Annotated in this window: 20 protein-coding genes; 14 read left to right on the forward strand and 6 right to left on the reverse strand. The window is 72.1% G+C overall.

Going from position 1 to position 22,583, the window contains the following annotated elements; translation table 11 throughout:
• Positions 1 to 15 precede the first annotated feature (15 nt).
• The gene (locus tag AB0C28_RS33325) at positions 16 to 543 is read right to left on the reverse strand and encodes a hypothetical protein (RefSeq protein ID WP_358079954.1); all 528 of its coding nucleotides are present in this window, start codon (positions 541 to 543) and stop codon (positions 16 to 18) included.
• Between the two features lie 180 nt (positions 544 to 723).
• Here AB0C28_RS33325 and AB0C28_RS33330 point away from each other — a divergent pair, with 180 nt between their 5' ends.
• The 9 genes from AB0C28_RS33330 to AB0C28_RS33370 are packed head-to-tail and all read left to right on the forward strand — an operon-like array spanning position 724 to position 11,422.
• Positions 724 to 2,655 (forward strand): beta-L-arabinofuranosidase domain-containing protein, encoded by a 1,932-nt coding sequence (locus AB0C28_RS33330; RefSeq protein ID WP_357853812.1) that lies wholly within the window; start codon positions 724 to 726, stop codon positions 2,653 to 2,655.
• Entirely contained in the window at positions 2,652 to 4,340 is a 1,689-nt protein-coding gene (locus AB0C28_RS33335) for an ABC transporter substrate-binding protein (protein ID WP_357853815.1), read from the forward strand. Before AB0C28_RS33330 ends, AB0C28_RS33335 begins: the two co-directional genes overlap by 4 nt.
• Positions 4,341 to 5,273 carry an ABC transporter permease gene (locus tag AB0C28_RS33340; RefSeq protein ID WP_358079955.1) on the forward strand — a complete coding sequence of 311 codons (933 nt, stop codon included), beginning with the start codon at positions 4,341 to 4,343 and terminating at the stop codon, positions 5,271 to 5,273.
• On the forward strand, positions 5,273 to 6,268 hold the full coding sequence (locus AB0C28_RS33345; protein ID WP_357853820.1) for an ABC transporter permease: 996 nt from the start codon (positions 5,273 to 5,275) through the stop codon (positions 6,266 to 6,268). The genes AB0C28_RS33340 and AB0C28_RS33345 overlap by 1 nt, the downstream gene beginning before the upstream one ends.
• Entirely contained in the window at positions 6,265 to 7,065 is an 801-nt protein-coding gene (locus tag AB0C28_RS33350) for an ABC transporter ATP-binding protein (RefSeq protein WP_357853823.1), read from the forward strand. The genes AB0C28_RS33345 and AB0C28_RS33350 overlap by 4 nt, the downstream gene beginning before the upstream one ends.
• Positions 7,062 to 7,877, forward strand: a complete 816-nt coding sequence (locus AB0C28_RS33355) for an ATP-binding cassette domain-containing protein (RefSeq protein WP_358079956.1) — start codon at positions 7,062 to 7,064, stop codon at positions 7,875 to 7,877. The genes AB0C28_RS33350 and AB0C28_RS33355 overlap by 4 nt, the downstream gene beginning before the upstream one ends.
• A complete protein-coding gene (locus AB0C28_RS33360; RefSeq protein ID WP_357853828.1) occupies positions 7,874 to 9,163 on the forward strand; it encodes an alpha/beta fold hydrolase in 1,290 nt (429 codons plus the stop codon). The genes AB0C28_RS33355 and AB0C28_RS33360 overlap by 4 nt, the downstream gene beginning before the upstream one ends.
• The gene (locus AB0C28_RS33365; protein ID WP_358079957.1) at positions 9,156 to 10,535 is read left to right on the forward strand and encodes an aminopeptidase P family protein; all 1,380 of its coding nucleotides are present in this window, start codon (positions 9,156 to 9,158) and stop codon (positions 10,533 to 10,535) included. The genes AB0C28_RS33360 and AB0C28_RS33365 overlap by 8 nt, the downstream gene beginning before the upstream one ends.
• Complete coding sequence (locus AB0C28_RS33370; protein ID WP_357853834.1) at positions 10,532 to 11,422, forward strand: dihydrodipicolinate synthase family protein; 891 nt, start codon at positions 10,532 to 10,534, stop codon at positions 11,420 to 11,422. Before AB0C28_RS33365 ends, AB0C28_RS33370 begins: the two co-directional genes overlap by 4 nt.
• A gap of 45 nt (positions 11,423 to 11,467) precedes the next feature.
• Here the strand turns inward: AB0C28_RS33370 and AB0C28_RS33375 are convergent, their stop codons facing one another.
• Both AB0C28_RS33375 and AB0C28_RS33380 read right to left on the reverse strand, forming a co-directional pair.
• Positions 11,468 to 12,241, reverse strand: a complete 774-nt coding sequence (locus AB0C28_RS33375) for a neutral zinc metallopeptidase (protein ID WP_357853837.1) — start codon at positions 12,239 to 12,241, stop codon at positions 11,468 to 11,470.
• A gap of 83 nt (positions 12,242 to 12,324) precedes the next feature.
• Positions 12,325 to 14,400, reverse strand: a complete 2,076-nt coding sequence (locus AB0C28_RS33380) for an alpha-galactosidase (RefSeq protein ID WP_357853840.1) — start codon at positions 14,398 to 14,400, stop codon at positions 12,325 to 12,327.
• A 252-nt stretch (positions 14,401 to 14,652) separates the two neighbouring features.
• Between AB0C28_RS33380 and AB0C28_RS33385 the strand changes: the two genes are divergently transcribed.
• On the forward strand, positions 14,653 to 15,528 hold the full coding sequence (locus AB0C28_RS33385) for a siderophore-interacting protein (RefSeq protein ID WP_357853843.1): 876 nt from the start codon (positions 14,653 to 14,655) through the stop codon (positions 15,526 to 15,528).
• 125 nt (positions 15,529 to 15,653) lie between these two features.
• Here the strand turns inward: AB0C28_RS33385 and AB0C28_RS33390 are convergent, their stop codons facing one another.
• Positions 15,654 to 16,895: a hypothetical protein gene (locus AB0C28_RS33390; protein ID WP_358079958.1), complete on the reverse strand. Its 1,242-nt coding sequence runs from the start codon at positions 16,893 to 16,895 to the stop codon at positions 15,654 to 15,656.
• 154 nt (positions 16,896 to 17,049) lie between these two features.
• On the opposite strand from AB0C28_RS33390, the gene AB0C28_RS33395 reads away from it, so the two are divergent.
• The 3 genes from AB0C28_RS33395 to AB0C28_RS33405 all read left to right on the forward strand — a co-directional run bounded on the left by AB0C28_RS33395 (position 17,050) and on the right by AB0C28_RS33405 (position 19,705).
• Positions 17,050 to 17,634 carry a TetR family transcriptional regulator gene (locus AB0C28_RS33395; protein WP_357853848.1) on the forward strand — a complete coding sequence of 195 codons (585 nt, stop codon included), beginning with the start codon at positions 17,050 to 17,052 and terminating at the stop codon, positions 17,632 to 17,634.
• Positions 17,635 to 17,858: 224 nt separating this feature from the next.
• A complete protein-coding gene (locus tag AB0C28_RS33400; protein WP_357853850.1) occupies positions 17,859 to 18,182 on the forward strand; it encodes an STAS domain-containing protein in 324 nt (107 codons plus the stop codon).
• Positions 18,183 to 18,289: 107 nt separating this feature from the next.
• The gene (locus AB0C28_RS33405) at positions 18,290 to 19,705 is read left to right on the forward strand and encodes an RNB domain-containing ribonuclease (protein WP_357854500.1); all 1,416 of its coding nucleotides are present in this window, start codon (positions 18,290 to 18,292) and stop codon (positions 19,703 to 19,705) included.
• A gap of 21 nt (positions 19,706 to 19,726) precedes the next feature.
• Here the strand turns inward: AB0C28_RS33405 and AB0C28_RS33410 are convergent, their stop codons facing one another.
• Positions 19,727 to 20,302 carry a helix-turn-helix domain-containing protein gene (locus AB0C28_RS33410; RefSeq protein ID WP_358079959.1) on the reverse strand — a complete coding sequence of 192 codons (576 nt, stop codon included), beginning with the start codon at positions 20,300 to 20,302 and terminating at the stop codon, positions 19,727 to 19,729.
• Here AB0C28_RS33410 and AB0C28_RS33415 point away from each other — a divergent pair.
• A complete protein-coding gene (locus AB0C28_RS33415) occupies positions 20,302 to 20,460 on the forward strand; it encodes a hypothetical protein (protein ID WP_357853854.1) in 159 nt (52 codons plus the stop codon). The two genes, AB0C28_RS33410 and AB0C28_RS33415, sit on opposite strands and share 1 nt — an antisense overlap.
• Positions 20,461 to 20,609: 149 nt before the next feature.
• Here AB0C28_RS33415 and AB0C28_RS33420 read toward each other — a convergent pair whose 3' ends face one another.
• Positions 20,610 to 22,508 (reverse strand): ABC transporter ATP-binding protein, encoded by a 1,899-nt coding sequence (locus AB0C28_RS33420; protein WP_358079960.1) that lies wholly within the window; start codon positions 22,506 to 22,508, stop codon positions 20,610 to 20,612.
• Positions 22,509 to 22,583: the final 75 nt, after the last annotated feature.

Here is a 22,583-nt window from a genome sequence, read left to right on the forward strand (position 1 = left end):
TTGGACTGACAGATTTCAAATTCTGTCAGTCGCCAGTACGCGAGTCGCCTCGGCCGAGGAGGCGACCCGGACGAACCTCAGGTGCGCGTTGGCCGGATCGGCGCTCGCCTGAGCGTAACGCTGCTGGTAGACGGCATGCTGGCGCCACGCCCACCACAGGATCGACTCGTCCTTGTCGAGCAGGAACCGGAAGGACTCCTTGTTGCCGTTCCACAGCTCGGCGCCGGTGGCCATCCGGCGCAGGGTCCTGACCAGCAGCCGGCGCATCACGGTGGGCCTCGGGAGGTCGATCCAGACCACGGTGTCGGCGCGCGACCACACCAGGTCCCGCACGCCGGAGTAGTTGCCGTCCACCACCCAGCCGTCGGCGGCGGTGAACCGCTCGACATCGGCGCGGAACTCCTCCTCCGGCCGGGGCTCCCAGCCGGACATGTGGAAGATCGAGTCGAGTTCGAGCCAGGGCACGCCGAGCCGCCCGGCCAGCGCCGAGGACAACATCGACTTGCCGGAACCGGAGTTGCCCACCACGGATACGCGTTTCACGGCGCAAATCTACTCAGCCGGCGGGCGCCGGCGCCGCCCGGTTTCCGCCGCCCGTTTCCGCCGCCGCCACCTCAGGTTCCGGGGCGGTTACGACCGTTTTCTGTCGCACTCCAACTCTTGGCAACACACCTCCCTGACACCTAAGGTTCAGTGCAATGCCACACATTACTGGGAAGATTCATGACGTCTAAGCAGGTCAAGGCCCTGGCCGGAGCCGTACGCACGGCCTCCGGGGCCGTACGACCGGTGCCGGGAGCGCGCATCACCGGTGGTCTGTTACACCACTGGCAGGCCCGCAACAGCGCGGCCACCGTCCCGCACACCATCGAGCAGCTCCGCGCGGCGGGCAACGTCGCCAACCTGAGCCGCCTCCTGGAGGAGCACCCCGCCCCCTACCGGGGCCGCTACCCCTTCCTGGACACCGACCTGTACAAGACCCTGGAGGGCCTGGCCTACGAGCTCGGCGACGAGCGGGCGGGCGAGCCGGTACGGGAGTTCTACGACGAGGTCGTCGGCCTGCTGGAGCGGGTCCAGGCCGAGGGCGGCTACCTCAACTCCTTCTTCCAGGACCCGGCGGCCGCCAAGAAGCCGTGGGAGGACCTGGCCTGGGGGCACGAGCTGTACAACCTGGGCCACCTCATCCAGGCCGCCGTCGCCGCGGCCCGCCGGATGGGCGACGAGCGGCTGCTGCGCGTGGCCCGCCGCTTCGCCGACCTGGTGGTGGAGCGCTTCGCCGAGCGGGGCCTGTGCGGGCATCCCGAGGTGGAGATGGCGCTGGTCGAGCTGTACCGGGAGACGGGCGTGCGCGCCTACCTCGACCTGGCCGCCACGTTCGTCGACCGCCGCGGCACCGGCCAGATCGAGCACAGCATCTTCCCCGGCGACTACTTCCAGGACCACGTGCCCTTCCGCGAGCTGCCGTCGGTGACGGGGCACGCGGTGCGGATGGCGTACCTGGCGGCCGGAGCGGCCGACGTCTTCCTGGAGACCGGCGACCGGTCGCTGTTCGCGGCGCTGGAGCGGCTCTGGGACGACATGGTCGCGAGCAAGCTCTACCTCACCGGCGGGCTGGGCAGCCGCCACTCCGACGAGGCCGTCGGCGACCGCTACGAGCTGCCGTCCGAACGCTCCTACAGCGAGACCTGCGCGGCCATCGCGGTCATGCAGTGGGCCTGGCGGATGTTCCTGGCCACGGGCGGCGCCAAGTACCTCGACGTGTTCGAGCGCGTGCTCTACAACGCCTACGCCGTGGGCCTGTCGGCGGACGGCAGGGCGTTCTTCTACGACAACCCGCTGCAACGCCGCCCCGACCACGCGCAGCGCAGCGGCGCGGAGCCCGGCGGGGAGCCGCTGCGGCGCGCCTGGTTCGGCTGCCCATGCTGCCCGCCGAACATCGTGCGCTGGATGGCCCAGCTGGCCGACTATGTGGCGGCCGAGCGGGACGGCGCGCTGCTGATCGCCTGCTACACCTCGGCCAGGATCGCCGGCGAGCGGCTCGACGTGACGATGGAGACCTCCTACCCGTGGGACGGCGACGTGCGCCTGACCGTCGGGCGGGCGCCGGAGGAGCCGTACGGGCTCGTGCTGCGCGTGCCGGGCTGGGCCCGCGGCGCGACGGTCACGGTCAACGGCGAACCGCACCCCACCCCCGTCGAAGGGGCGGCCGATGGCTGGCTCTCGATCGAGCGGCGCTGGGCGGCCGGCGACGAGGTGCGGCTCACGCTGCCGATGCCGGTCCGCGCCCACGGCTCGCACCCCCATCTCGACGCCACCAGGGGCGCGCTCGGCCTCGCCCGCGGCCCGCTGGTCTACTGCGTCGAGCAGCAGGACAGCCCGTCGGCGGCGGTGGACGACCTGGTGGTCGGCGTGGCCGACGTCGCCGGCGCGAAGGCAGGGCGGCGCGAGGAGGCCGTCGTGCTCGACGTGACGGCCGGCGCCGCTCCCCCGCCCTCGGAAGAGCTCTACCCCGAACTGCCGCTGGAGCGGGCGGCGACCACGGAGACGGCGGTCACGGCGACCTTCGTCCCGTACTTCCTGTGGGGCAACCGCGGCCCCGAAGCCATGCGGGTCTGGGTCAGGACCCGTACCACCGACGGAAAGAAGGCGACATGAGGAGATCGGCGGCGCTTGCGAGCGTCACCATGACCGGCGTGCTGGCGCTCGCGGCGTGCGGTGGCGGCGGCGCCGCGCCCGCCGGCGGGGGCCCGAGCGGGCCGGCGTCGGCCGCCGCGACGGGCGGCACCGTGCACGTCCTGGCCAACGCGGACTTCTCGCACCTGGACCCGGTCCGCGGCTGGGACGGCGGGGTGAACAACTTCTACCGGCTCATCTACCGGGGGCTGACCACGTTCGGCGCCGGTCCCGGCGAGGAGAGCACGAAGGTGGTCGCCGACCTGGCCACCGACACGGGCACACCGTCCGACGACGCCAAGACGTGGACGTTCACGCTGAAGGACAACGTGTTCTTCGAGGACGGCACGCCGATCACGAGCGAGGCGGTCAAGTTCGGGGCCTCGCGGGCGTTCGACCCGGAGGCGGGGATCGGCTCGCCGTACGGGAAGCTGCTGCTGGACGCGCCCAAGGGCTACAAGGGCCCGTACGAGGACGGCGACCTCGACACGATCGAGACCCCCGACGCCAAGACGGTCGTCTTCCACCTGAAGAAGCCCTTCCCCGACTTCCCGAGCGCGCTGACGCAGCCCAACTTCATCCCCTTCCCCAAGGGCACGGGGGCGGCGGCCGCGTTCGACACCAAGCCGATCGCGAGCGGGCCGTACAAGCTGGAGAGCTACCAGCGCAACGCCTCGCTCAAGCTGGTGCGCAACCCGTACTGGAAGGCCGAGACCGATCCCGTCCGCAAGGCCAGGCCGGACTCCTTCGAGTGGACGTTCGGGCTGGACGCGGCCACCATCGACGAGCGCATGCTGGCCGGTCAGGGCGCCGACGCCGACGCCATCATGGGCACCCCGGCCATCCAGGCCGCGACCGTGGCCAGAGTGCAGGCGCCGCAGATCAAGTCGCGCACGCTGAGCGGGCTCGGCGGCTGCACCACGTACATGTCGCTGAACATGACGAAGAAGAACCTGGACGACGTCAAGGTGCGCCAGGCGATCAACTACGCGGTCGACAAGGACACCGTGGTCGCCGCGCTGGGCGGCTCGCAGCTCGCGCTCAAGGGCACCTCGATCCAGCCGCCCACGATCGTCGGCCGGGCGGACTACGACCTGTACCCGCGCAACGTGGAGACCGCCAAGAAGCTGCTGGCCGAGGCGGGCCTGGCCGGGGGCTTCGAGCTGACGCTGGACACCCGGCCGGTGCCGAAGATGCAGGCGGCCGCGGTGGCGATCCAGGAGGCGCTGAAGCAGGCGAACATCACCGTCAAGATCAACAACATTGACACCTCCACCTTCTACGAGGTGATCGGCACGCCCGCGCAGCAGCACGACGCGGCCATCACCGGCTGGTGCCCCGACTGGGCCTCCGGCGCCACGTTCCTGCCGCCGCTGTTCGACGGCCGCAACATCACCGCCAAGGGCAACCAGAACCTCGCGCAGATCAACGACAAGAAGATCAACGACAGGATCGACGAGATCGCGGTCATGCCCGACGTGCAGGCGGCCAACGCGGCGTACGGCGAGCTGGACAAGCAGATCATGGAGCAGGCGCCGATGGTGCCGCTGGCCTACGAGAAGGTGGTCTCGGTCACGGGGTCGAACATCGCTGGCGCGTACCTGTCGAGCGCCTTCTCCGGCGGCATCGACCTCGTCTCCGTCGGACTGGCGAAGCCGACGAAGTAGATGACCGTCGCAGCTCATCCGCAGCAGGTGGCGGGCGCGCCCGCCACCTCCGGCCGGCGCGTCGCCACCGCGCTGCTCCGCGACCGCGCGGCCGTCCTCAGCACCGTGTACCTCACGCTGATCGTGCTGATGGCGGTGTGCGCGCCGCTGATCAGCGCGGTCACCGGCCACGGACCCAACGAATTCGACACCGCCGCCGTCAACACCGACCTGGGCGGGATCCCGCGCGGGTCGCTGGGCGGGATCAGCGCCGAGCACCTGCTCGGCGTCGAACCGCAGAACGGCCGCGACATCCTGGCCCGCATCGCCCACGGGGCCCGCGTCTCGCTGCTCATCGCGGCCGCGGCCACCGCGCTGACCACGCTGCTCGGCGTGGTGCTGGGCATGCTGGCCGGCTTCTACCAGGGCTGGGCGGATCAGGTGATCTGCCGGGTCATGGACTTCCTGATGGCCTTCCCCGCGCTCATCTTCATGATCGCGATCCTGTCGTCGCTGCCGCAGGGCGACCGGTCGGTGCTGCTGGTCGTGGTGATCAGCGTGTTCGGCTGGCCGTACCTGGCGCGGGTCGTGCGCGGGCAGACGATGACGCTGGTCAATCGGGAGTTCGTGGAGGCCGCGCGGGCTTCGGGCGCCTCCACGGGGGCGCTGGTGTTCAAGGAGATCCTGCCGAACCTGCGCAGCTCCCTGATCGTGATGACCACCCTGGCCGTGCCCGGTTACGTGGGCACCGAGGCGGGCCTGTCGTTCCTCGGCGTCGGCGTGGCGCCGCCCACGCCGTCCTGGGGGCAGATGATCGCGAGCTCGGTCGGCTGGTACGCCGTCGATCCGATGTACTTCGCGATCCCCGGCCTGTTCCTGTTCCTGACGGTGCTGTCGCTGACGGTGCTCGGGGACCGGCTGCGGGCCGCCTTCGACGCGGGGGAGGCGTCCTGATGGCGCGTTACGTGGCCGGACGGCTCGCCGGGGTGGTGCTGATCCTCTTCCTGGTGTGCCTGTTCACGTTCCTCATCTTCTTCACGCTCTCGCCCGACCCGGCGCTGATGATCTGCGGCAAGACGTGCACACCTGAGCGGATCGACCAGATCAGGGACGTGCTCGGCCTGAACCAGCCGCTCCTGACGCAGTTCACCGGCTTCCTCGGCGGCATCTTCGCCGGGCGCGACTACGGTCACGGCGCGAACCTGGTGCACTGCGCCGCGCCGTGCCTGGGCTACAGCTTCCAGACCAACCAGTCCGTGATGGACATGGTGGTGGAGCGGCTGCCGGTCAGCGCCACGGTAGCGATCGGCGCGGCGGTGCTGTGGCTGCTGTTCGGGATCCTCGCCGGGCTGCTCAGCGCGGTCAAGGAGGGCACCTGGTGGGACCGCACCGCCATGGGGCTGGCGCTCGGCGGCTCCAGCATCCCCAACTACGTGCTGGCGCTGGCGCTGCAGTACGTGCTCGTCGTGCAGCTGCAGGTGCTGCCGTTCCCGCAGGCCGTGGCGTTCGGCGACGATCCGGTGCTGTGGTTCCAGTCGTACCTGATGCCGTGGATCGTGCTGGCCACCGGCTACGCCTGCCTGTACGCCCGGCTCACCCGAGCCAACGTGATCGACACCCTGGCGGAGAACTTCATGCGCACGGCCAGGTCCAAGGGCCTCAGCCCGGCCCTGACCATGCGCAGGCACGCGCTGCGACCGGCGCTGACGCCGATCGCGACGATCTTCGGCATGGATTTCGCCGCGCTGCTCGGCGGCGCGCTGATCACCGAGACGGTGTTCGGCCTCAACGGGGTCGGCAAGATGGCCGCCGACTCCATCGCCAAGAACGACCAGCCGGTCATCATGGCGGTGACGCTGCTGGCGGCGTTCTTCGTGGTGATCGGCAACGTGGTGGTGGACCTCGTCTACACGAGGCTGGACCCGAGAGTGAGGATCACGCCCCGATGAGCGACCTGCTTGTGGTGGAGGACCTCACGATCACCTTCCCGACCACGCGCGGCCCGGTGGACGTGGTCAAGGACGTGTCCTTCACGGTCGGCCGGGACGAGACCGTCGGCATCGTCGGCGAGTCCGGGTCCGGCAAGTCCATGACCAGCCTGGCGATCATGGGGCTGCTGCCCAAGGGCGCCAGGACCAGCGGCAGCGTCCGGCTGGACGGCGCCGAACTGCTCGGCCGCCCCGACCGGGAGCTGCGCCGGCTGCGCGGCGACCAGATGTCGATGATCTTCCAGGATCCGCTGTCGTCGCTGAACCCGTACTACACGGTGGGGCTGCAGATCGAGGAGATGTACCGGGCGCACCGCGACAAGTCACGTGGGAACGCGCGCAAGGTCGCGATCGAGGCGCTCGCCCAGGTGGGCCTGCCCGAGCCGGAGCGGCGGGTCGACCACTACCCGCACCAGTTCTCCGGCGGCCAGCGCCAGCGCGTCATGATCGCCATGGCGCTGGTGTGCGGGCCGAAGCTGCTCATCGCCGACGAGCCGACCACGGCGCTGGACGTGACCGTGCAGGCGCAGATCCTGCGCCTGCTGGCCGACCTGCGCCGCAGCAGCGGCACCGGCATGGTGTTCATCACCCACGACCTGGCCGTGATCAGCTCGATCGCGACCCGCGTGCTGGTGCTGCGCCGGGGCGAGCAGGTCGAGTACGGCACCGCCGAGCAGGTCTTCGCCGAACCCCGCCACGACTACACCCGGATGTTGCTGGACAGCATCCCGCGCATCGACGATGAGGTGAGCGCATGACGCCGTTGCTACGGGCCGAGAACCTGACCAAACGGTTCGTCGCGCGCGGTCCCCTGGGCGCCAGGGCCGAGTTCACGGCGGTGGACAAGGTGAGCTTCGAGGTACGGCTGGGCGAGACGCTGGCCGTGGTCGGCGAGTCCGGCAGCGGCAAGTCGACGACCGCCCGCATGATCGCCAAACTGCTGGACCCGACGGAGGGCTCCCTGCACTTCGACGGCGAGGACGTCACCCGCGCCAAGGGGCCCGTGCTGGCCCGCTTCCGCGGCAACGTCCAGGTCGTCTTCCAGGACCCGTTCTCCTCGCTCAACCCCCGCCACACGGTGGAGCGCATCCTCATGGCGCCGCTGGACTACCAGGGCATCGCCCCCGACGGGAGCCGCAGGACGCACGCCAAGGAGCTGATGGAGCGGGTCGGGCTCGACCCCGACCACTCGCTGCGCTACCCCGCCCAGTTCTCCGGCGGGCAGGCCCAGCGCATCGGCATCGCCCGCGCGCTGGCCGTCAACCCCAAGCTGGTGATCTGCGACGAGGCCGTCTCGGCGCTGGACGTGTCGGTGCAGGCGCAGGTGATCGAGCTGCTGCGGCGGCTGCAGCGCGAGAGCGGGTTCAGCTACGTGTTCATCGCCCACGACCTGGCCGTGGTCCGGCAGATCGCCCAGCGGGTGGCCGTCATGAGCAAGGGGCGGATCGTCGAGCTGGGCGACAGCGCCCAGGTGTTCGGCGAGCCGCGGGACGAGTACACGCGCACACTGCTGGCGGCCATCCCGCGCATCGACCCGGAGTGGGACCGCCGCAGGAAGGAGAGGTCTTGATCACCGCTACGTACACGATCCCCGGGATGCGGGTGCGCGACCACGTCGAGCGGGTGCCGCTGGACTGGACGGACCCCGGCGCGACCATCACGGTGTTCGCCCGCGAGCTCGTCGACCCCGCCAGGGACGGCGAGGACCTGCCGTGCCTGCTCTACCTCCAGGGCGGGCCCGGCGGCAAGGGCCCGCGGCCCGTCGGCACGGCGGGCTGGCTGGGGCAGGCGCTGGAGCGCTACCGGGTGATCCTGCTCGACCAGCGGGGCACCGGCCGCAGCTCCCGCCTCGACGGGCGGGTGATGAGCGCGCTCGGCGCCAAGGAGGGCGCCGACCACCTGGCCCTCTTCCGGGCGGACTCGATCGTGGCCGACGCCGAGCACTTCCGCAAGAAGGTCTTCGGCGGGCGGCGCTGGTCGACGCTCGGGCAGAGCTACGGCGGGTTCCTGACGCTGACGTACCTGTCGTACGCGCCGGAAGGGCTCAGCGCCTGCTACGTGACCGGCGGCCTGCCGGCGCTCGACCCGGACGCCGAGGAGGTCTACCGGCGCACCTACCCGCGGGTGGCGGCCAAGAACGCCGCCTTCTACCGCCGCTACCCGCACCACGCGGACACGACCGGCAAGCTGGCCGATCTGCTGGCCGGCGGCGGCGTGCTGCTGCCCGACGGCGACCGGCTCACCGTGCGGCGGCTGCAGTCGCTCGGCATCGACTTCGGCATGAAGCCCGGCTACGAGCGCATGCACTGGCTGCTCGACGAGGCCACGCCGGACGACGAGGGACGGCTGCCGGAGACGTTCCTGCACCAGGTGCTGACCCGTTCCTCCTACGCCGACAACCCGCTGTTCGCCGCGCTGCAGGAGAGCATCTACGGCTCGGGGCCCGGCGCGACCGCGTGGGCGGCGCAGCGCGAGCGCGCCCGCCACCCCGCCTTCGCCGAGGACGCCAGGCCGCTGCTGTTCACCGGCGAGATGATCTATCCCTGGATGTTCGAGGAGATCCGCGCGCTGCGCCCGTTCCGTCCCGCCGTGGAGCTGCTCGCCGAACGGGACGACTGGCCCGCCCTGTACGACCTCGACCGGCTGGCCGCCAACGAGGTACCGCTAGCCGCCGCCGTCTACTACGACGACATGTACGTCGACTCGGGCCTGCAACTGGACACCGCCGCGAGGGTCGGCAACGCCCAGGCCTGGGTCACCAACGAGTACGAGCACGACGGCATCGGCGAGGAACGCGTCTTCGCCCGGCTGAGCGCGCTCGTACGCGACATCGGAGGAGGAATCACCAGTGAGTGACGGCAGGCTGCCCAAGCTGGCGGAGATCCCCGCGTTCGCCGCCTACATCGCGCAGGGCTGGGACGCCCCCGCCCGCACCCCCGGCCTGGTGCCGGGCGCGGCGCGGGCGTCCGCCGCCCACCGCGCCCGCCTGGCCGAGGCGCTGCCCGGCACGACCGTGGTCGTGTCCGCCGGCCGGGCCCCGGTGCGCAGCAACGACACCGCCTACGACTTCCGCGTCGACAGCGACTTCTACTGGCTGACCGGCTGCGTGGCCGAGAACGCGGTGGCCGTGGTCCGCGACGGCGCCGCCACCGTGTACCTGCCGCCGCCGGCCCGCCCCGGCGACACCGGCTTCTTCGCCGACGCCGCCTACGGCGAGCTGTGGGTGGGCCCGTCGCCGTCCCTGGCGGAGTGGTCGGCCGCCTTAGGGGCCGAGGTGCTGCCGCTGCCGGACTTCGCCGGCCCGCCGGACGGCGCCCTCGTGGCCGGCACCCTCATGGCCGGCACCCTCATGGCCGGCGGGGCGGAGCCGTCGCAGGAGGTGCGGCGCGTCCTGGCCGAGCTGCGCATGATCAAGGACGAGTGGGAGGTCGCCCAGCTGCGCGAGGCCGTGGACCGCACGGTCGAGGGCTTCGCCGCCGTGCTGGCCGAGGTGCCCGCCGCCGTCGCGGGCGGCGGCGAGCGCTGGCTGCAGGGCACCTTCGACCGCTACGCCAGGACGTACGGCAACGGCCCCGGCTACGCCTCCATCGTCGGCAGCGGCCCGCACGCCCCCACCCTGCACTGGGTCCGCTGCGACGGCCCCGTCCTTCCCGACGAGCTGCTGCTGCTCGACATGGGTGTGGAGACCCGCGCCCACTACACCGCCGACGTCACCCGCACCTTCCCCGTCTCGGGGGCCTTCTCCCCCGCCCAAAGGCAGGTGCACGACCTGGTGGAGCGGGCGCACCGGGCCGGGCTGGCGCAGGTCGCGCCGGGCCGCCCGTTCACCGCCTTCCACCACGCCGCCATGGAGGTCATCGCGCGCGGCCTGCACGACTGGGGCCTGCTGCCGGTGTCGGTCGACGAGGCGCTGTCGGAGCACGGCCAGCACCACCGCCGCTACCTGATCTGCGGCATCGGCCACCACCTGGGCCTGGACGTGCACGACTGCGCCTCGTCGCGGTACGAGGCCTACCAGGGCGCGCGGATGGCGCCCGGCATGGTGCTGACCGTGGAGCCGGGACTGTACTTCCACGCCCACGACCTGACCGTCCCGCCTGAGCTGCGCGGGATCGGCGTGCGCATCGAGGACGACCTGCTCGTGACGGAGGACGGCGCGGAGAACCTGTCCGCCGCGCTGCCCATCGACGCGACCGGGCTGGAGAACTGGAACAAGGAGAACGTATGACCCGCCCCGTGTGGCACGGCGTGCACGTCGCGACCGCGCTGCCCTTCCACGACGACCTGTCCGTCGACTACGACGGCTACGCCGAGCACGTCCGCTTCCTGGCCGAGGGCGGCTGCGACGGCGTCTGCCCCAACGGCTCGCTCGGCGAGTACCAGACGCTGACGGACGAGGAGCGCGCCCGCGTGGTGCGCACCGCGGTCGAGGCCGCCCCCGAGGGCTTCCACGTCATGCCGGGCGTGGCCGCCTACGGCGCGGCCGAGTCGCGGCGGTGGGCCGAGCAGGCGGCCGAGGCGGGCGCCTCGTCGGTGCTGCTGCTGCCGCCGAACGCCTACCGCGCCGACCGCCGGGCCGTCGTCGGCCACTACCGGGAGGTGGCCAAGGCCGGGCTGCCGGTCGTCGCCTACAACAACCCGATCGACACGAAGGTGGACCTGACCCCGGAACTGCTCGCCGAGCTGCACCACGAAGGGCTGATCGTCGGGGTCAAGGAGTTCAGCGGGGACGTGCGCAGGGCGTACGAGATCGCCGAGCGCGCGCCCGGCCTCGACCTGCTGATCGGCTCCGACGACGTGCTGCTCGAACTCGGCGTCGCCGGCGCGGTCGGCTGGATCGCCGGATATCCGAACATGATCCCCCGCGCCACCGTCGAGCTCTACCGGCTGGCCGTGGCCGGCGACGTGGCCAAGGCGCTGCCCCTCTACCGGGACCTGCACCCGCTGCTGCGCTGGGACTCCAAGACGGTGTTCGTGCAGTCCATCAAGCTGTCGATGGACCTGGCCGGGCGCAGGGGCGGCCCCTGCCGCCCGCCGCGCACCGCCCTCGCGCCCGAGCAGGCCGCCCAGATCACCCGCCAGACGCGGGAGGTGCTGGCCAAGGGCTACCGGTAGGCGGCGTTTGCGGGGCGGCGGGCGCCGCCGCCCCGGCTCGGCCGGCTAGGAGACCTTCTGGGAGGGCGCCGTCCAGGTGTTGCACGCCGCCGGCGAGACCGCACGGAAACCCTTGTCCAGCCAGGCGGCGATGTTGCGGCCCTTGCCGTGGTCGCGCACCTTCGACTGCTCGTCGCCGCTGTGCCGGTTGATGTCGAGCAGCTGCTCCCAGTCGTCGCCGTCGCGGTCGAGCGAGCCCCAGACGCTGCCGATGAAGACGCCGCCCAGGCACTCGGCCTGCAGCTCGTTGCGGCGGAACTGCTCGTTCAGCTCCTTCTTGCCCTTGTACGGATACTGCTCGAACGCGTGGTTGATCCCGGTGACGTTCTGCAGGTGATGCGCGAACTCGTGCGCGGCCAGGCTGAACAGGAACAGGTCGGAGGTCACTTCGAGCAGGTCGTCGTCCAGCAGGATGAGGAAGCGCTTCTCCCGCGCGCAGTAGGCCCCCGACGCGCTGCCCCACGAGCTGCTGCAGAAGCGCCGCGGCTTGGTGATGAAGCCCATCTTCGCCTTGCTGAACGGCAGGCCGGCGCGGGCCAGGTGGGTGCCCCACGAGGTGTTGAGGCAGTCGAGCACCGCCTGCAGGTAGCGCTTGGCCTGGGTGACGTTGTCCGGTTCGATCTTCCGCTCGGGGCACTCGGTGGGTTCGAGTTTGCCGCTGCCGTACAGCTTGTTCGCGGTCAGGGCGCGGTCGCGGATGGGGTACGCGGACGCCTGCGCGGTGTGGGCCGGTAACAGCGTCGCGCACAGGAGAACGGCGACGAGGGCGGAGAGACGCATGACCGGCATTTTAGGGGCAGACCCTACGCGAACGCTGTGCCGATCATGACAACCCCGCCCCCGGTCAGGGGGCGGGGCGCGCGTCAGACCCGTTCGAGCTCGACGATCAGCGCCGACGCCGGGCTCAGCGCCGGGGCGGGCAGGCCCAGCTCGGCCAGCACCGCGCCGGGCACCCGCACCGGGGCGGCGGCCCACTCCGGCAGCACCGCGCGCTCCGGCGCCGGACCCGCCGTGCGCACCTCGTAGGTGGCGGCGGGGTCGAGGCCGGGCAGCCGCAGCGGCGCGGGCGCCATGTCCAGGCGGGAGACCTGCTGCACGTACGCGTACACCGCCCGCTCGGGCAGGACCACCCCGTGCAGCAGCGCCGACGGGTCGGGATGGTCGGCGCGCACCACCCGGCCCGCGTGCAGCAGCGGCCGCAGCCGCTTGTGCAGCGCGATCCAGGTCGCCAGCTCCTCCAGCTCGGCCTCGCTCGCCGAGGTCAGGTCCCACTCCACACCCATGTGCCCGAACAACGCGGTCGCCGCACGGAAGGCCAGCGGCAGCGAACGGCCGGTCACGTGGTCGCCCGGCGCGCCCACGTGGCAGCCCAGCCGCTCCGGCGGGACCAGCAGCCCGGTCCAGCGCTGGATGGCCTGCCGGTCGAGCGCGTCGTTGCTGTCGGAGGTCCACACCCGGTCGGTGCGGGCCAGGATGCCGAGGTCGATCCGGGCGCCGCCGGACGAGCACGACTCGATCTCCAGCCCGGGGTGGCGGGCGCGCAGCTCGTCCAGCAGCCGGTAGGTGGCCAGGGTCTGCGCGTGCACGCCGGGCGCGCCGTCGTGCACGGGCTCGGCGATGTCGCGGTTGTGGTCCCACTTGATGTAGTCGAGCGCGTACTCGCCGACCAGGGCGTCGATGCGTTCCAGCAGGTACGCGTACGCCTCCGGGCGGGCCAGGTCGAGCACCTGCTGGTTGCGGTGCGGCGGCGGCGTGCGCTCGGGCCGGCCGAGGATCCAGTCGGGGTGCTCGCGGGCCAGGTCGGAATCGGGGTTGACCATCTCGGGCTCGAACCACAGGCCGAACTGCATGCCCAGCTTGCGCACCCGGTCGGCCAGCGGGTGCAGGCCGTCCGGCCAGACGTCCTCGTCCACGTACCAGTCGCCGAGGCCGGCCCGGTCGTGGCGGCGGTGGCGGAACCAGCCGTCGTCCAGCACGAACCGCTCGACCCCGGCCGCCGCCGCCCGGTCGGCCAGCTCCAGCAGCCGGTCGAGACCGTGGTCGAAGTAGGTGGCCTCCCAGTTGTTCAGCGTCACCGGCCGCACGGGCAGCGGGCGGGAGCGCAGATGATCGTGCACGCGCGCGCTCACGTCGTCGAGCCCCGTGCCCGACCAGCCGAAGTACACCCACGGCGTGCGATAGGTCTCCCCTTGCGCCAGCACCACTTCGCCGGGTTCGAGCAGCTCACCCGCGGCCAGCAGCGCGACGCCCTCGGGCAGCCGCTCAGCGTAGTGCACGTGGCCGCCGCTCCACCCCGCGTGCACCGCCCACACCTCGCCGGAACGGAAACCGAACCCTCCGGTGCCCGCCACCAGCAGGCCGGTGGCGTCGTGCCCGGTGCGGCCGCGCCGGTTCTCCCTGGACCACACCCCGTAGCCGAACTCGCGCCGCTGCGGCACCTTCTCCAGCCCCCACCGGCCGGTGAAGTCGAGCAGCTCACCCGCCCGCGCGGGCACCGGCAGCGCGCACACCAGCCCCTGCACCCGGTACGGCGACGGTGCGGTGTTCGTCACCGCGTGCCGCATCCGCACCAGGCCGCTCTCGTCCATGACCAGCTCGCTCACCAGGCTCAGCCCGGCCCTGGCGTCGGCGGCCGTCACGGTCACCGTGCCGCCCGGGCCCGGCTCGGCCGGCACCTCCAGCCGTTCCACGCTCCACCGCACCGGCCAGTGCTCGCCGTCCCTGACGCCGGACAGGCCCGGCCGGCCGTACCAGCCGTCCCCCTGGGCGGGCAGCAACGGCGGCGCGGGCGAGGCGAACGCGGGCGCCATCACCGCGGCGGGCACGGGAGCGTCGAGCGGCCCGAGGGCGGCGCCGAAATGCCGCACCCGCGGCAGGCCGGGGCCGGAGTCGTCGAGCACCAGCGCGGCGCCCGCCGCGGAGAGGATCACGGGGGACAAAGGGGCTCCAATCTGGGGCGGGCCGGCTCGCCGGCCTGCGCCTGTCACGTCTTCAGCGCTCCGACGCTATCGCCCTCGATCTCGCCCGCGCCATGGCGGAGCCCCTCCAGAAACGGGCTCGGAGGGCCGGAACGGCTCTTCCATGCCGTAACGCCTGGCAAGCGGCTGCAACTGGCCTAAATCGCCGCGATCCTTTAGGTTAGCCTCACCTAATCTAGACGGGAGACTCCGGGGATGACCCAGCCTTTTCGCATGTTCGACGTACGAGTGGAGCGCCTCGAAAGGCTGAGCCCGTCGTTCCTGCGGGTGACCTTCACCGGCGACGACCTGCACCAGTTCGCCGACAACGGCTTCGACCAGCGGCTCAAGCTCATCCTCCCCCTCCCCGAGCACGGCCTGGCCCACCTGCCGACCGGCCCCGACTGGTACCCCCGCTGGCGCCAGCTCGGCGACGACCGGCGCAACCCGATGCGCACCTACACCGCCAGGCTCGTCCGCCCCGAGGCCGCCGAGGTGGACGTCGACGTGGTCATGCACCCCGACGGCGGCCCCGTCGCCCGCTGGGCCGAGAAGGTGCAGCCGGGCGACGTCGCCGCCCTGTACGGCCCCGACGCCCGCTACGAGGAGCGCCACGGCGGCCTGGAGTTCCACCCGCCCGCCGGCACGGGCTGCGTCCTCATCGCCGGCGACGAGACCGCCGTGCCCGCCATCTGCGCCGTCCTGGAGCGGCTGCCCGCGCATCTGTCGGGCGAGGTGTTCATGGAGGTGCCCTGCTCCGACGACGTCCTGCCGGTGGAGACGGCCGCCTCCGTCAAGATCACCTGGCTGCCCAGGAACGGCGGCGCACGCGGCGCCGAACTCATCCCCGCCGTCAAGACCGCCGCCGGACGCCTCCTGCCGCCGCTGCCCGTCCCCGACACCTTCGACGACGTGGACGTCGACGCCGACGAGCTGTGGGAGGTGCCGCAGGAGGCCACCGACCACGGCCCCCTGTACGCCTGGCTGGCCGGCGAGGCCGCCGTCATCAAGGCACTGCGGCGGCACCTGGTCGCCGAACGGGGGCTGGACCGGCGGGCGGTGGCCTTCATGGGGTACTGGCGCAACGGCCGCTCGGAGAACGAGTCGTAACCACGCGCTTGCCAACGGGGCCCGGCACGTGCACGGCCGCCCAGCCCTTGAGCGGCCGTTCGGGCAGGGCCTGGACATCCGGGCGCCGGCCCATGGTCGCGGGGCCGGCGCCGGTCAGGTCGGTGTCACTCCCAGGAATCGCCCAGCACGGTCCGCAGTTCGGCGGCGGTCGGCGGTCTCGTCCAGGTCAGGCCGGGGCCGCCGTCGGCGATCAGGCGGGGCACCACCTCACGCAGCAGCGCCTCCGCCGCCGCGTCCGGCCGCTTCTCGCGCGCCTCCTGGTAATGGTCGAGCACTCTGGCCAGGTCCACCATCATCGTGTTGGGCTCCCGAGCACCGGTCCCAGCACCGGCCCTCAACCCCGGCTCGGCCCGCACTCCCGGCTCGGCTCCCGTCCCCGGCTCGGCTCCCGCCCCCGGGACGGCTTCCGCCCCCGGCTGGGCTTCCGCCTCGCCATCGGCACTCGTCCCGGCCTCGGCAAGCGTCCCCGCCTCGGCAGCCGTCGCCGCCTCGGTCCCGGCTTCGGACACCTTCGCGGCGACGGCTTGCGGCCCCTGCGGAACCCTGCCGTCCACCCCTGCGCCGGCGACGGTGTCCGTCCCGGCCCGAGCGCCGGTCTCCGCGTTCGCCTCGGCCCGTGGCGCGCCACCCGCCACGCCGTCCGTCTCCGCACCGCTCCCGTTGGCCGTGCCTGGGCCGATCGTGGCCTCCGTGCCGACGCTGGACGTCTCTAGGAGAACCGCGCCTTCCGTCTCCGTTTCCGGTTCATGGGTCCGGTCGGCGGCGGTGGTCACGGTTTTGAGCGGGGTGCCGTTGACGTGGGACAGTCCCGGCTCATTCTTCCCCGCCGCGGCGGGAACGATCACCTGCAACGCTCCAAGGCCGGCCTCGCCCGACCAGGCTCCCGGCCGTACCGCCTCGCCCGTCGCGGCCAGGAAGGCAGCGGCGTCCAGGCCGTCCACCTCACCTTCCAGCCATCCGGGCCGCAGGTGCAGCACCCCGGGCCGTTCGGAGCCGGCGAGCTGCTCCATCAGCTCGGCGACCGTGCCCTGCGGGTCGTGCATCGCGGCGTCCCCCCGGGCCGCGAAAGCGTCCGCGAACAGGTACAGGGAGATCAGCCGCGGCGGTTCGTGCGTCGTCAGCACCCCCCGTTCCCCGTCCACCCGCACGGCGCCGCCGCTCTCGTGGTAGGCCCGCAGGCCCTCCGTGAACGCGGCCCGCGCGTCCTGCGCGAGCGGGAGCTCCCAGCCCCACTTCGCCTCGGTCTCCATCCCGGCGAAGCCCTCGCCGCCGTCCGGATCGCGGCGGAGCCACCAGGCCACCGCGCCCACCACGGCGGCGGCCAGCACTGCGACTGCGACTAACACGATGTTTCCCGTTTTCCCCTCGTCATGACCGCACGTGATGACAGGGCTAGTAGCGTAGTGTGATCGCCGCTCTTAAACCGGGAAATTTCCCCAAATATCACCAGCCGTACCACCAGTGACATCGCACACCGTCACGGCTGACAGAATTGGCAATATGACAGATGGCATCCTGACCTCCGAGCAGATCATCACGGCGGCCCAGGATGTCCTGCGCCGCTACGGCCCCGCCAAGGCCACGGTCGTGGACGTGGCGCGGGCACTGGGCGTCAGCCACGGCAGCGTTTACCGCCATTTCCCCAGCAAGACGGCCCTGCGCGAGGCCGTGACGCACCGCTGGCTCGAGGAGGCCCACGCGGGGCTGGCCGCCGTCATGGCCTCGTCCGCCCCTGCCGACGTCCGGCTGCGCGAGTGGCTGACGACGCTGTCCGCCTCCAAGCGGGCCAAGGCGCTCGACGACCCCGAGCTGTTCGCCACGTACATGGTGCTGGTGAACGAGGCGAGCGAGGTCATCCAGGAGCACATCACCGGCCTCGTCGATCAGCTGGAGGAGATCATCGCCACGGGCGCGGCGCGGGGCGAGCTGGCCACCGCCGACCCCGCCGCCTCGGCCCGCACCGTCTTCCTGGCCGCGAACGCCTTCCACGACCCGGCGCACGCCGCCTCCTGGAGCCGTCCCGAGGTCGAGGACGAGCTGAACGCCCTGTGCGATCTCCTCCTCCTCGGCCTGAAACCGCGCTGAAGGTGTGATTTTTTCAACTGGTAAGCGGAATTGTTCACCTGGGGTGCTTTTCTCTCCTCCGGGACGCGGCTCGGCCCTCTGGCGTGCGCGGACAGAGAGGTACACTCCATTCCGGAAGCGTGTAGTCGCTCTATGTGATACGTCCACGACATCTGTGCCGCAAGGCAAGGGCGGATCCGCGCCACCGACAGATGATCCCGGCCCTGAGACAGCGCGGAGCCGGAATGGATCCACTGCACCTGACCACCAGCCGCCAAGACGGCATCCTGCTGGTGAGCGTGTCCGGAGAGCTCGACATCGCCACGACGGAACAGTTCCGCCGCCACCTGCTCCAGCTGCTCCAGGAGGCCGGCCGCTGCTCCTGCCGCGAGGTGCGGCTGGTGATCGAGCTGAGCCGCCTGTCCTTCATCGACGCGGCCGGCCTCGGCATCCTGGTCTCCGTCCAGAACCAGGCGCTGAGCCAGCACACTCCGATGCACATCGCGAGCGCGCCGCCCGCCATGCGCCGCCTCCTCCGGATCACCGGCCTCGACCGGCACCTGACCTGACCCGCCTAAGGCACGTCTCTCCCCGCCGGTTTCCACCGTCTCGTCGTGACTTTCCGTGAGATCTGGCGCTCCCGATCATGTGCGCCGGTAAGTTGTCCCGTGTGCCGATGATTCAGGTTCCCGATGAGATACCCCTCAAGCTGGAGGACGGTTTCGAGCGGATCGGGCGAGAACTGAAGCTGCCCGGCGGCTTCCCCCGCGCCGTGCTCGACGAGGCCGCCTGGGTGGCCAAGGTGCCGAAGCTGGACGCGAAGGACATGTCCGACGTCCCGTTCGTCACCATCGACCCGCCCGGCTCGATGGACCTCGACCAGGCCGTTCACCTGGAACGGCTCCGCGCCGGATACCGCGTCTGGTACGCCATCGCCGACGTCGGCGCGTTCGTGCGCCCCGGCGGCGTGATCGACGCCGAGGCCCGCGAGCGGGGCGAGACCGTCTACCTGCCTGCGGGCAAGGTGCCGCTGCACCCGCCGGTGCTGTCGGAGGACGCGGCCAGCCTGCTGCCCGGGGCGCTGCGCCCGGCCGTGGTGTGGCGGATCGACCTCGACGCCGACGGCGAGATGGTCGGGGCCGACGTGCAGCGCGCCCTCGTGCGCAGCCGCGAGCGCTACGACTACGCCTACGTGCAGGCGGTGCACGACACCGGCACCGCGGACGGCGTCCTGGAGCTGCTGGCCGAGATCGGCCGGCTCAGGCTGGCGCTCGAACGCGACCGCGGCGGCGTCACGCTGCCCACCCCCGACCAGGAGGTGGTGCGCGACGACGGTGGCTACCGGCTGGAGTTCCGGCTGCCGCTGCCCGCCGAGGCGTGGAACGCCCAGATCTCGCTGCTGACCGGCATGGCCGCGGCCGCCATGATGCTCGACGCCGAGATCGGCATCCTGCGCGTGCTGCCCCGCCCGCAGCCCGGCGACCTGGCCAAGGTGCGCAGGGTGGCGCAGGCGCTGGACGTGCCGTGGCCCGAGGGCGCCGGCTACGGGGCCGTGGTGCACGACCTGGATCCGAAGAACGGCAGGCAGGCGGCGTTCCTGCACGAGTCGAAGGTGCTGCTGCGCGGGGCCGGCTACGTGGCCTTCGACGGCGCGCCGCCCCGGCTGGCCGAGCACTCCGCGGTCGCGGCCCCGTACGCGCACGTCACGGCCCCGCTGCGGCGCCTGGTCGATCGCTACGCGACGGAGGTGTGCCTGGCCGTCGCGGCGGGCGAGCCGGTGCCGTCCGACGTGCGGGCGGGGCTGGCGCTCCTGCCCGGCCTCATGTCCGCCTCGGGGCGGCGCTCGGGATCGGTGGAGCGGGCGTGCGTGGACCTGGTGGAGGCGTTCCTGCTGCGGGAGCGGGTCGGGCAGGCGTTCGAGGCGGTGGTGATCGACGTGGACGAACGCCGCGGCGGCGGGCAGGTGCAGCTCGTGGACCCCGCCGTGATCGCCCGCTGCGACGGCACGCTCCCCTTGGGCGAGCACGTCACGGTACGGCTGACCCGCGCCGACCCGGCCACCCGCGAGGTCCGCTTCGCCCTCGCCGGCTGACCCTCGCCGGCTGACGAGGGGTCAGCTCGTTCTGGCGCGCATCCCGTCGCAGATCACGTCCGTCATCCGCAGCCTGCCGTCTCTGGCCCGGGCCCGGCGCTCGGCGGTCAGGCAGCCGCGCAGCAGGTCGCGTACGTCGTGGGCGGTCAGGTCGGCCCGCACCGCCCCGACCCGCTGCGCCCGCGTCAGCAGGCGGCCCAGCGCGGCGGTGAAGTCGTCCTCCAGCGTGGAGCCCGGCCGCAGGACAGAACCGCTCTCCAGCATGTCGCACAGCGCCTGGTTGGCCACGGCCTGCTCGGTCACCCGCGCGAACCAGGCGAAGAACGCCTTGCCCGCGTCCTCGGCGGTGGCCAGCGCGCGGGCGTCGGCCACGAACCGCTCGATCCGCCCCAGCAGCACCGCCTCGAACAGCGCCTCCTTGGTCGGGAAGTGCCGGTAGACGGTCCCGACGCCGAACCCGGCCCGCCGGGCGATCTCGTCGAAGGAGATGGTCAAGCCGTCGCTGGCCAGCGCCTCCTGCGCGATCTGCAGCACCCGCTCGCGGTTGCGCCGGGCGTCGGCCCGCAGCGGCCTGGCGGAGCTGTGATCGTCGCCCAATGACCTCGACCTCCATCGGCAAACGGAGAGAGCTCTCCGATTCTATCGACGAGATATCCGGATATATGACCCTTCATGCGAGGGTTGAGCCGGTCGTCGGCGAGCGCGTGGACGGGCCGCTCGCGGCGCGGCTCCTCCCCCGCCGGGTGCCGATATGACGGAGGCCTCCGCGATCGGCACAACCCGATCGCGAAGGCCCCCACTCCCCGTCACGCCGGTGACCGCTCCCGCGTCACGCTGATGACCGAGGTTCCCTGTCACGCCGGTGACCGAGGTTCCGTGTCATGTTGGTGACGGCGGTTCCGCGTCACGCCGGTGACAGCGGTTCCGCGGCCTCGTACCGCCGGTGAAGGCGTCCGAGCCCGCGCGTGCCGGCGCGCCGGAAGCGAAGGCGCTGCTCGCGCTCCACCGGCTCCACCTCCACCACGCGCGCCCCCTCCGGCACGTGCCGGGGGTCGTGCGTGACCAGCAGCGTGGTCCGCCCGGCCATGAGCCGCCGCAGCGGCGCCATCACCTGGGCGGCCGTGGCGTCGTCCAGGCCGGTCATGGGCTCGTCCAGCACCAGCACCGGCGTGTCGCGCAGGATCGCCCTGGCGATGGCGATGCGCTGCCGCTGGCCGCCGGACAGCAGCCTGCCCCGCTGCCCCACCGGCGTGTCGTAGCCCTGGGGCAGCAGCTTGACGAAGTCGTGCACGCCGGCCGCCCCCGCCGCCCTGATCACCTCGTCGAGCGAGGCGTCGGGACGGCCGTAGGCGATGTTCTCGCGTACGGAGCCGGAGAACAGCATCGTCTCCTGGTACAGGATCGTGACGTTCTCGCGCAGCGACTCCCGCGTCAGGCGCCGGATGTCGACCCCGTCCAGCAGGATGCGGCCCTCGTCCGGGTCGTAGAAGCGCAGCAGCAACTTGGCCACCGTGGACTTGCCGGCGCCGCTGGGCCCGGCCAGGACGACGACCTCGCCGGGCTCGGCGGTGAACGACATGTCCCGCAGCACCGGCCGGCCCCGTCCCGGATAGGCGAAGCCCACCCCCTCGAAGGCGACCTGGCCCCGTGCGCGCCGTACCGGCTCGGCGTCGGCGGCGTCGTTGACGCCGGGACGCGAACGCAGGATCTCGATGACCCGGTCCGAGCCCGCCGCCGCCTCCGACACCGTCAGCGCCAGCTCACCCAGCCCCTGCACGGCCGGGTAGAGCAGGGCCAGGTAGGCCGCGAAGGCCAGCAGCCCGCCGAGCGTCAGCCGGCCCGCCGCGATCTCCCACGCGCCGAACCCGAGGATGACGATCAGGCAGACGGTCTCGATGAGCTGGACCGCAGGGCCGTAGAGGCCGGCCAGCCAGGCCTGCGTCATGTTCGCGCGCAGCCAGCCGCGGCCCTCCTCGTGCAGCCGCCGCGACTCGGCGCCCTGCCGGTTGTAGGCCTGCACGAGCGGCTGGTTGGCCAGCCCCTCCTCCAGGACGCTGTTCATCGCCCCGTTGCTGGCCCGCTCGCGTGCCGCCGCCGTCCTGAACCTGGACGCGAACACCTTCGAGACCACCAGGAACAGCGGGATCAGCGCCATGGTGAGCAGCGCGAGGTCCCAGCGGATGAAGAACGCCGCCCCCGCGAAGAAGACGACGCTGGCGGCCGTGGTGATCGCGCGGACGAGCCCGGACCCGACGAGCTCCTCGATGGCCTCGACGTCGTCGGTCATGCGTGCCATCAGGTCGCCCAGGCGCCGGTTCTCGGAGAAGTCGGGCGCTAGCGTCTGCAGGTGGGCGTAGACCCGGTCGCGCAGGGCCAGCAGGAACCGTTCCGCGCCCAGCGCGGTGAGGTAGGCCCCCGCGAAGGAGGCCGCCCCGGCGACGGCGGCGAGCCCGAGCCAGGTGAACGCGGGCACCCAGAAGGCGCTCAGGTTCCGGGTCGTGAGCACGGTGTCGGTGATGTGGCCGAACAGGCGGATCGCGGCGACCTCACAGAGCGCGGCCAGGATGGCGAACACCACCCCCGCCGCGAAGAGCCGGCGCAATCCGCGGGTGTCCGGCCAGAACTCGCGGAATGTGCGGCGAAGGGAAATCGCCGGCGCGAGTTCACGGCCGGAGGCGTTCAAAGAGAGCCGGCGGCTCAGCCGCCGGCCCTCTCCGCTGGGGTTACTTAGCACCCCCACCACCTGCGGTGGCCGCAGCAGCTCCACCGGCGATGACAGCGGCGACGCCGACGGCAGCCCCATCCCTGCTGGAAGCCGGCCTGTGAGAGTTTCGTGCTCGCCATGTTTCCTCCCCCGTTGGCGGAACACTGACAAATC

The organism is Nonomuraea sp. NPDC048892 (genome assembly GCF_040649735.1).
GTDB lineage: Bacteria > Actinomycetota > Actinomycetes > Streptosporangiales > Streptosporangiaceae > Nonomuraea > Nonomuraea maheshkhaliensis.

Excerpts from the sequence above, each read along its gene's own strand:
- AB0C28_RS33330 (WP_357853812.1), top strand. The coding sequence starts at position 724 with ATGACGTCTAAGCAGGTCAAGGCCCTGGCCGGAGCCGTACGCACGGCC.
- AB0C28_RS33335 (WP_357853815.1), top strand. The coding sequence starts at position 2,652 with ATGAGGAGATCGGCGGCGCTTGCGAGCGTCACCATGACCGGCGTGCTG.
- AB0C28_RS33340 (WP_358079955.1), top strand. The coding sequence starts at position 4,341 with ATGACCGTCGCAGCTCATCCGCAGCAGGTGGCGGGCGCGCCCGCCACC.
- AB0C28_RS33345 (WP_357853820.1), top strand. The coding sequence starts at position 5,273 with ATGGCGCGTTACGTGGCCGGACGGCTCGCCGGGGTGGTGCTGATCCTC.
- AB0C28_RS33350 (WP_357853823.1), top strand. The coding sequence starts at position 6,265 with ATGAGCGACCTGCTTGTGGTGGAGGACCTCACGATCACCTTCCCGACC.
- AB0C28_RS33355 (WP_358079956.1), top strand. The coding sequence starts at position 7,062 with ATGACGCCGTTGCTACGGGCCGAGAACCTGACCAAACGGTTCGTCGCG.
- AB0C28_RS33370 (WP_357853834.1), top strand. The coding sequence starts at position 10,532 with ATGACCCGCCCCGTGTGGCACGGCGTGCACGTCGCGACCGCGCTGCCC.
- AB0C28_RS33375 (WP_357853837.1), bottom strand. The coding sequence starts at position 12,241 with ATGCGTCTCTCCGCCCTCGTCGCCGTTCTCCTGTGCGCGACGCTGTTA.
- AB0C28_RS33385 (WP_357853843.1), top strand. The coding sequence starts at position 14,653 with ATGTTCGACGTACGAGTGGAGCGCCTCGAAAGGCTGAGCCCGTCGTTC.
- AB0C28_RS33395 (WP_357853848.1), top strand. The coding sequence starts at position 17,050 with ATGACAGATGGCATCCTGACCTCCGAGCAGATCATCACGGCGGCCCAG.
- AB0C28_RS33400 (WP_357853850.1), top strand. The coding sequence starts at position 17,859 with ATGGATCCACTGCACCTGACCACCAGCCGCCAAGACGGCATCCTGCTG.
- AB0C28_RS33405 (WP_357854500.1), top strand. The coding sequence starts at position 18,290 with ATGATTCAGGTTCCCGATGAGATACCCCTCAAGCTGGAGGACGGTTTC.
- AB0C28_RS33415 (WP_357853854.1), top strand. The coding sequence starts at position 20,302 with ATGACCTCGACCTCCATCGGCAAACGGAGAGAGCTCTCCGATTCTATC.
- AB0C28_RS33420 (WP_358079960.1), bottom strand. The coding sequence starts at position 22,508 with ATGGGGCTGCCGTCGGCGTCGCCGCTGTCATCGCCGGTGGAGCTGCTG.